Origin of the sequence: uncultured Agitococcus sp., assembly GCF_937920075.1 — a bacterium.
GTDB lineage: Bacteria > Pseudomonadota > Gammaproteobacteria > Pseudomonadales > Moraxellaceae > Agitococcus.
This window is the reverse complement of the sequence record NZ_CALETI010000024.1, coordinates 1-9,220: the sequence shown is the minus strand read 5'-3', so window position 1 is coordinate 9,220 and position 9,220 is coordinate 1. Positions and strand designations below refer to the sequence as shown.

Below are 9,220 nucleotides of genomic sequence, written 5' to 3'. Positions count from 1 at the left end.
GCTAACAGACGCTTGCTTTTAAAAGAAGATAACGCCTTAGCACCACTAACAATTAACATGACATACTCGCTCATTAGAGGGATGAAGAAAGAACTTAATCGTGTATCGCTATTAACCCTCACTCTAACTCTCTTCCCGAGGGAGAGAGAACCCCATCTCCCTGTGGGAGAGGATCGGGCTGAGGGAAACATTGATAAAAACTGAGGGCGTATATGATACATCAGGATAAGGCTTTACGCCTAAATTTTTCCCCAATTCGCTGCTAAATTGACGGTTTTAACCAAAATCTAGTCAGGCTTTCTCAAGTGTTTTAGCGTTTTTCTCTGTAAACTTATGTCTAACAATTTTACAAATTAGTGTAGTTATTACTCGTTTTTTGTTAAAGTTGCCGCTAAATTGGGATTTCCGATTATTTTTTAATCAACAAAATATTGGGGGTGTGATACATGACAGGCAAAAAGGCCTTGCCAGCCATCAACATCATGAGAAGCTATTTAATGCAACATTGGCAGCGTATTGTGCCTTTATGCTTATTAATGATGGTTTGTTTACAGCTTCATCCTTCAAAACAATATACTGTTGACGAAATCCTAGAACGTGGCAGTTTACGCGTGATTGGTATTGCAGGGCCAACCACTTTTTTACCGCATGGAGAGCATGGGGTACGCGGCTTACAATATGAATTATTACGCCAATTTGCCAACGATTTAAATATCCGTTTAGAGATTGAACAAGCCCCCAATGCCGAAGCGGTCATTGCTGCTTTAGAAAAAGGTGAAGCCGATTTGGGAATTACTGGCCTTGCTAATAATGATCCACGTTTAGCAGGTTTAGAAATTAGTAAACCCTATTTAAGTACCACTCAACAACTGATTCAACGCTCTGGTACACGTTTAAGCCCTAGTGAAGCCAAAATTGCTGTCAGTCAAAATAGTGCTGAAGCTGATCTGATTGAGCAATTACAGCCCGAAGCGGATGTGGTACAACTTCGTTATGCCACGCCTGACGAACTCTTAGAAGAAGTCAATCAAGGCCAAGTGGATTATGTGGTGATGAATGACAGTGAGTTTGCTGCTCGTCGTACCGCTTTTCCGCAATTAAGTCTGAAAAAACAATTAACCACTAGCCAACTGTCATGGACAATTCGTCCTCGTGATAAACAGCTTTTAAGATTTGCCAATCGTTTTTTAACGAAAACTGAGCAAGATGGCTCTTTACAACGTTTAAGCAATTTTTATAGTCAAGGCAATACCTTTAATGCTTTTGGGGTAAAAACCTTTCAAAAAGATATTCAACAACGTTTGCCGTTGTATCAAGCCCAATTTAAAAAACAAGCCAACACTCACGATATGGATTGGCGTTTATTAGCAGCGATTGCCTATCAAGAGTCTAAATGGGATGTCAATGCGGTGTCACCCACAGGCGTGACAGGTATTATGATGCTCACCAAAAATACCGCTGAAGAAATGGGTATTGCTAATCGCAATAACCCTCAACAAAGCATTTTGGCAGGTTCAGCTTATTATCAACGGATGATTGATAAAATTCCTGATACTGTGCATGAACCCGATAGAACGTGGATGGCCTTAGCCGCTTATAACATGGGCTATCGTCATGTGTTAAAAGCGCGTGAATTAAGCCTAAAACAGGGTGATGATCCTGATAAATGGTTGGATGTGAGTCGCCATTTACGTCAATTACCGCGTGCAGGCCAAGCCTTAGTGTATGTACAAGAAGTCCGTCGTTATTATGATGCCTTATTATTACAAGATAGCCGTAGTCATTGGATGGCCAGTTTAGAAAAGAAGTGGGTCGTAGCTGAGTAAACTCAGACCATTTTCTTTTTAGCCTCTCGCCTCCCCCTAAAAAAATCTGACAACTGTTTACTGGCTTCATCGGCCAGTAAACCGCCTTCAAATTTAAACACATGGTTGTAATAACCTGTTTCTAGTTGTTTTCTGGCACTGACTAAAGAACCTGCTTTGGGTTCTGTGGTTGCAAAAACAACTCGACTGATTCGAGCGTGAATCAATGCGCCCACACACATGGTACAAGGCTCTAAAGTCACATATAAAGTACTGTTTTCTAATCGGTAATTTTGGAGTTTTTGTGCAGCTTGGCGAATAGCAACTACTTCGGCATGAGCGGTTGGATCATGGGTAGCAATGGGTTGATTATAGCCTTCGCCAATCACTACTCCATCAACGACAATCACCGCCCCTACAGGGACTTCGCCAAGTTCAGCCGCCTGTTGTGCCAATGCCAAAGCCTGACACATAAATTGATGATCTTGCTCAGAAAAATTATTATTTAGAATCAACATAAATTTCTATTAAGGGCTTATTCACCCCCGAACGAACATATAAACGTAAATTATTAAATGCTTGCATGGTTTGTTCTAACAAACGATTAAAATGTACTTGTTCAGCTTGTACATTTTCAACTTGATAACCGTTGATATAACTGATTTCGACCTGCATTAAGCCATACTCGCCCATTAACGGAATTTTCGCCCAATGCTCTAAGGCTTTGAGAGCATCTTTTTGACGTAATGCCTCCAAAACATGGGTTAATGTCGCTGGCCATGCAGGCAAACTATGACGGACAAAAAACATCGTTAACTCTAATAAAGCAGCTTCAGTATTTTGGATTTTGGCAGAAAGGGACATGACTAATGCAACACTTGAAAGTCTGGAGAAGACATAGGTTGATAATCACTAGGTAGTTTACCTGTCAACTCAATCAATACACGTCTATTTAACGGCGTACCTTCTGGATTATTAAGTACAACTTTAGCCTCTAAGTGAGGGTAACTAACCGCCGCGCCAATCAAATCATCTACTAAATATCTAGGCGACCAGCCTAATAATACGTGGTCTTGTGTCTTAAATTGAAATCCTAATCCTGTTGCTGGATTATTTAACTCTAACAAAACCCCCAAACTCTCTCCGACTTGTAAAGCTAAAATACGCTCACGTACAGTTTCATGACAATATCTCAAACCATGTAAAAAGAAACGACATCTAAAAGTGGAATCATCAGCTTTTTCTAGTTTAGGAAAGACCTCAAGACTATCCGTTTGTCTTTCTCCTCCAGTAATTGCCAAAATATCTAATAAATCGACAGAGGAAGTATCCAAATCAAGAGAGCGTAAATACTCTTCAAACCCACGCCTATTTGACGCTAAAACACGATTCTTAAACAGTGGAAACAACTCTGAAGACTCATAACATTTTGAAAAATCAGGAAAAGATGACATAGGATGAAAGCCTTGCCGTTTGGCCTTTTCCACGCCTTGAATATACTTAAAAATATACTTAGATTCTTTTGCATCAGCATCTAAACGGCCAACAGGAAACCAAGCTCTTGTTTCAGGCGATTGCCAAGCTAGAAATAGCGTTTTCATGTCAATAACCTTATTAATCGTTGATATGTATTCTCTAAAAGTAGTTTAGCAAATTTTTTACTGATATCAGACGCTCTATCAGAGGGAACGTCATCTAGTGTCGCTTGTATTTTATCTAAAGGTATTAGAGAAAGAGCCTCTAATGCTGGTTTAAAATAACTTGGGTATTTCGTGGCTGCTTGCTCAACTAATAATATAGGATTTATACCGTGTGAATCTGTTTCATGCCAATAAATACCACCACGCCCTTTATCAAGGTACTTATTAATCGTTTTATTTTTGATGATCACATTCTTTTTTTCATCTAACAACTCTCGACCTAATGATGAAGCGTGGTCAAATGAAGGAGCAACATCATAACTTTTTAGAGAAGGCGTATTTAGAACTTGACTATACATTATTGTTCGCCAAAACAATCCCCAATTTTCATGATGACGATCTGTATTCGCAATCAAAGCATCTAATACCAAATAGCCAGCCAATTTAGTTAAAATATATGAACTATCTTGCTCTTGAGGGAACATGAGTAATAACGCATGAATAATATTATGCAATGTATGTTCTGATTGGTGCTGCTTTTTACTTTGATCATAATTTGCTAAATGCCCAGCCAATATTTCATTACCATGCTCTAAATGTACATTATGACTGGTAATAAAACTCAATGATGCTGAGCCCCTACGTCCTTGATACTCTGCTAATTCTACTTTTGCGGCATTAAAGCCAACAACATACGCTATTTCAGCCGCTACTTTTTCTGCCCAATCTTCTCCAGTGACCACATTACCAACAGGAAGCTGAATAATTCTAGCTTCTTTAAATAGCCACTTTTTACCTTTGCACTCAAACCAAAATTTTGTTTTACTACCCAACTGCTCATCATCAATAATTTGTGTTGATTGAACATGAATAATTGGGTAGCTCATCTCATTTACTCTATTTATTCCCACTCAATCGTTGCTGGCGGTTTAGATGACACATCATAGACCACACGCGATACGCCAGATATTTCGTTAATAATACGGTTAGACACCTTCTCAATTAACTCATAAGGCAAATGCGCCCAACGTGCGGTCATAAAGTCAATGGTTTCAACGGCACGTAAGGCAATCACCCACGCATAACGACGACCATCACCAACAACACCAACTGATTTTACAGGCAAAAACACAGCAAAGGATTGACTGGTACGGTGATACCAACCTGCTTTGTGCAATTCTTCTAAGAAAATGGCATCAGCTTCGCGCAATACGTCAGCATATTCTTTTTTCACTTCACCCAAAATACGCACACCCAAACCAGGGCCAGGGAATGGATGACGATAGACCATGTCATAGGGCAAGCCTAACTCTAAACCAATTTTACGCACTTCATCTTTAAACAATTCGCGTAAAGGTTCGAGCAATTTGAATTTCATATCTTCTGGCAAGCCACCAACATTATGGTGTGACTTAATGACGTGTGCTTTACCAGTTTTGCTAGCGGCAGATTCAATCACATCAGGATAAATTGTACCTTGGGCTAACCATTTGATATTATTTAATTTTGCTGACTCGCTATCAAATACTTCAATAAACACACGACCAATAATTTTACGCTTTTGTTCTGGATCAGCAACGCCTGCTAATTCGCCCAAAAACTGGGCTTCAGCATCGGCACGGATGACTTTAACACCCATGTTTTTGGCGAACATGTCCATGACCATATCGCCTTCGTTTTTGCGCAACAAACCATTATCCACAAACACGCAAGTGAGTTTGTCACCAATCGCACGATGTAACAAAGCCGCTACCACGGAAGAATCAACACCACCTGACAAGCCCAACAACACATGGTCATCACCCACTTGTTCACGAATACGACGGATACTGTCTTCAATGATTTGGGCTGGTGTCCACAAGTCATCACAAGCACAAATTTCACGAACAAAACGACGTAATAACGCTTCACCTTGTAAAGTATGGGTGACTTCAGGATGAAATTGCATACCATAAAAGCGTTTAGCTTCACAGCTCATGGCTGCAATTGGGCAACTGGGTGTGCTTGCCGTGATATTAAAACCTTCAGGCAAACGAGTGACTTTGTCACCATGACTCATCCACACATCAATAAAACCTGTACGGTCTTCGATGCCATTAAATAGGCTGTCAGCTTGTTCAATGTTAACTTCGGCATAACCAAACTCACGCACATTAGATGATTCTACTAATCCGCCTAATTGTTGTGCCATGGTTTGCATACCATAACAAATCCCTAACACAGGAACACCAAAGCTAAAAACCGCTTCAGGCGCGCGTGGGGTATTGGCTTCGGTCACGCTTTCAGGACCGCCTGACAAAATAATCCCTTTAGGATTAAAGGCTTTAATTTCATCAGCCGTCATATCATAAGCACGTAACTCACAATACACACCCAATTCACGTACACGACGAGCAATCAACTGGGTATATTGTGAACCAAAATCTAAAATCAAAATACGATGGGCGTGAATATCAACTTGCATAGGAATACTCTAAGAAGATAAAGGTGCAATTCCCTCCCCTAATTTAGGGGAGGGTTAGGGTGGGGTTATTAATGAAAGAATCCCCCTCCCTGCCTCCCCCTTATCAGGGGGAGGAGCAACCTAGAAAAGACTTAACCAATACGATAATTAGGGGCTTCTTTGGTAATTGTCACGTCATGAACGTGGGACTCTTTCATACCCGCAGAGGTAATTTTGACAAACTGCGGCTTGCTACGCATGTCTTCAATATTAGCTGAACCTGTGTAGCCCATTGACGAACGTAAACCACCCATTAATTGATGCACAATACCATTCATTGGGCCTTTGTATGGCACACGACCTTCGATGCCTTCAGGAACGAGCTTTTCAACCCCAGCAGAAGCATCTTGGAAATAACGATCACTTGAACCTGTAGAGCCAGACATTGCGCCTAAAGACCCCATACCACGGTAAGCTTTGTAATAACGGCCTTGGAATAACTCTACTTCACCAGGTGCTTCTTCTGTACCCGCTAATAAAGAGCCAACCATAATCACGTGTGCACCTGCGGCAATCGCTTTAGCAATATCACCTGAATAACGAATACCACCATCAGCAATCAATGGAATTTGATTATTTAAGGCACGAGCAACGTTATCAATCGCCGAAATTTGTGGCACACCAATACCAGCAACAATACGTGTGGTACAAATCGAACCCGGCCCGATACCTACTTTAACAGCATCAGCACCTGCATCTAACAAGGCCAAAGCAGCATCGCCAGTCGCAATATTGCCACCAATCACTTGCATATGTGGGAAGTTCTTTTTAATCCATGCCACACGATCAATCACACCTTTGGAGTGGCCATGTGCGGTATCAACCACAATAACATCAACACCTGCTTCAATTAAGGCTTCAACACGTGCAGGCGTATCTGCACCTGTACCAACGGCTGCACCGACACGCAAACGACCATGCTCATCTTTACAAGCATTAGGATACATTTCGGCCTTGCGGAAGTCATTAACGGTAATTAAACCTTTTAATTTGAAATCATCATCAACGACCAAGACTTTTTCGATGCGATGTTGATGTAATAAGGCTTTAATAGTTTCGGAAGTTTCACCCTCTTTGACGGTGACTAACTTATCTTTTGGCGTCATGATCGATGAAACTGGTTGATTTAAACCCGTTTCAAAACGCAAATCACGGCTGGTGACAATACCGACTAAATCATCACCTTTAACCACAGGTACACCCGAAATTTTATGGGCTTGGGTTAAATGCAATAATTCTAAAATAGTGGTTTCTGGGCTAACGGTAATCGGGTCTTTAACCATACCTGCTTCGTATTTTTTTACACGACGCACTTCAGCAGCTTGTGCAGCAATTTCCATATTTTTATGGAGAATAGAAATACCACCCTCTTGTGCCATGGCAATGGCCATTTTTGCTTCGGACACGGTGTCCATAGCAGCAGACATTAAAGGGATATGCAAGCTAATACCGCGAGTTAGTTTAGTTTTTAAACAAACATCTTTGGGAAGAACGGTGGAATAGGCAGGAAGTAAAAGCACGTCATCAAATGTGAGAGCTTCTTGGACGATGGTTAACATAAACGCGCCACCCGTTGACTAAATTAAAAGTCGCGCAATTATAGTCTTGTCTGGGGTTTGATTAAAGTAGTAATGTGATTTCGCTTGATAAAAAAACAAAAGAGGCAAAAAATGCCTCTTTTGTTATTGTTTTTGGAAGTTATTTAGAACAACCTACTGGAACAACTGCCCCACCCGTCGCCAAGAAGTTCACTGTTTGACATTGCATTTCTGTAGTAATTGATAAGAATGTCGCTTTTTCAGCATCTGTTGCAGTATCACCTGTTGGTGCAGCAGGGTTAATCAAAGAGCCATGTGTACCTTGATTAAACTGCAGCCAAGAACTACCTGTTAAATTTTGCTTAGTAACAGTAGCAATATCAATCTCTTTTTTATCACTAAAGCCCATTGCACGTGCTAAAGCGGTATTACCCGATAAAAAGCCTGTTGCGCCTATTTTATCTTGTGTTGCAGTCGCATCACCTTTTAAAGCAGCATTAGGTACTACTAAATCATTTAATACTTGAGTAAAGTGTATAGCATGATTATTTTTAGCAGCCGCCGCAAAGTTAATTGGATCACCACTATCTACTAAAGTTTGAGCAAAACGCATAAAGGTTTCATAAGTATCTGTATCTTCCAATACTCCATTTCCTTTTAAGCCATTGGCAATAATCGGGCCATAAGATTTAGACGCATCTAATAACTTAGGAATAGCACCTCCACCAACCGATAAAGAAGCAGCACCTATTGTTTTAAGATTATCTGCACCCAAAGCAACAGTACCCACAATAGTACCTAAAGAAATACCTGTAAAAGTAACTTTAGAAGTATCAATATCACCACCTGCTACGCCATCTGTATTTAAATTAGCTAAACTTTTAGCCAAAACTAAAATATCAGCGGCACCTTGTCGTAAATTGTCACGACTTGTTATTGGGCTAGCTAAATTAATAAAATGTGTACCTGAACCATCCACTTTATCATCTTTACCCGCTGCACCTGTTTGATTATTAACAAAATCAGCATCAAAAGTGCGCTCATTTTCTGTCATCAAACTTGCTGCTGGACTTCCAGCCAACAATTTATTTTTATATAAGGGATTATCTGATGCTAAGCCATGCAACGGTAAATCAATAGCAATTGTAGCAAAACCAGCTTTTGCCAAGCTTGGTGCAATTGCCAACATATCAGAACGATTGCGTGTTATACCATGTTGAAAGATACTAATTGGCCATCCAGTAGTTGGTTTAACACCTTTTGGTACAGTTAATATTACTGGAATAATTTGATCACTTTGTTTAAGTGGTAATGGGAAACATGTTGTTGTACTAAGACTAGGTTCTAATGTAATGCCATTGATTACTTGTTTTGCAGCATAAGCGCCACAAGGAATTTTGCCTAATAAACTAGCAGTAAAATCTGGCTTTGTGGCATCAGCCTTCCAATAAGTATTTAAAATAGGTGTAGGATTAGCTTCAGTTGCAGCGGCTTGAGTTGACATATAATAAGGCACTTTTAAAGTTCCCACGTATACATCTGTTTGATTAGCATTTGGTACAGTTGTTGGCGTTTTACCTGCCGCAACAGCAGCCGCATCTAATAAGTCTTGTACCGTTTTACCAATAGGTGCTACATTTAAATCGCTTGCTGTTGTATTGGCAGCAACCATATCTAAAGTTTTTGTTGTGCTTTGAGTGGTTACACTATAAGCCAACAATACATCACTTTCGG

The 9,220-nt window shown here is 40.3% G+C and carries 8 protein-coding genes; 1 reads left to right on the top strand and 7 read right to left on the bottom strand.

Annotation, left to right across the window (positions count from 1 at the left end):
* Positions 1–446 precede the first annotated feature (446 nt).
* Positions 447–1,826, top strand: a complete 1,380-nt coding sequence (mltF, locus tag Q0212_RS00685) for a membrane-bound lytic murein transglycosylase MltF (protein ID WP_297920727.1) — start codon at positions 447–449, stop codon at positions 1,824–1,826.
* 2 nt (positions 1,827–1,828) lie between these two features.
* On the opposite strand, the gene tadA is transcribed toward mltF, so the two are convergent.
* The 7 genes from tadA to Q0212_RS00650 form a co-directional block, all read right to left on the bottom strand.
* Positions 1,829–2,323 carry a tRNA adenosine(34) deaminase TadA gene (gene tadA / locus Q0212_RS00680; protein ID WP_297920725.1) on the bottom strand — a complete coding sequence of 165 codons (495 nt, stop codon included), beginning with the start codon at positions 2,321–2,323 and terminating at the stop codon, positions 1,829–1,831.
* Positions 2,307–2,669 carry a hypothetical protein gene (locus Q0212_RS00675; RefSeq protein ID WP_297920723.1) on the bottom strand — a complete coding sequence of 121 codons (363 nt, stop codon included), beginning with the start codon at positions 2,667–2,669 and terminating at the stop codon, positions 2,307–2,309. Before Q0212_RS00675 ends, tadA begins: the two co-directional genes overlap by 17 nt.
* 2 nt (positions 2,670–2,671) lie before the next feature.
* Positions 2,672–3,406 (bottom strand): hypothetical protein, encoded by a 735-nt coding sequence (locus tag Q0212_RS00670; protein WP_297920721.1) that lies wholly within the window; start codon positions 3,404–3,406, stop codon positions 2,672–2,674.
* Positions 3,403–4,332: a HipA domain-containing protein gene (locus Q0212_RS00665; RefSeq protein WP_297920718.1), complete on the bottom strand. Its 930-nt coding sequence runs from the start codon at positions 4,330–4,332 to the stop codon at positions 3,403–3,405. The genes Q0212_RS00670 and Q0212_RS00665 overlap by 4 nt, the downstream gene beginning before the upstream one ends.
* Before the next feature lie 14 nt (positions 4,333–4,346).
* Positions 4,347–5,909, bottom strand: coding sequence for a glutamine-hydrolyzing GMP synthase (gene guaA, locus Q0212_RS00660; RefSeq protein WP_297920716.1), 1,563 nt, complete (start codon positions 5,907–5,909; stop codon positions 4,347–4,349).
* 131 nt (positions 5,910–6,040) lie between these two features.
* Positions 6,041–7,507, bottom strand: coding sequence for an IMP dehydrogenase (guaB, locus tag Q0212_RS00655; RefSeq protein WP_297920714.1), 1,467 nt, complete (start codon positions 7,505–7,507; stop codon positions 6,041–6,043).
* A gap of 139 nt (positions 7,508–7,646) precedes the next feature.
* Positions 7,647–9,220, bottom strand: a 1,574-nt coding sequence (locus Q0212_RS00650; RefSeq protein ID WP_297920712.1) for a hypothetical protein, incomplete at its 5' end; no start/stop codon positions are given.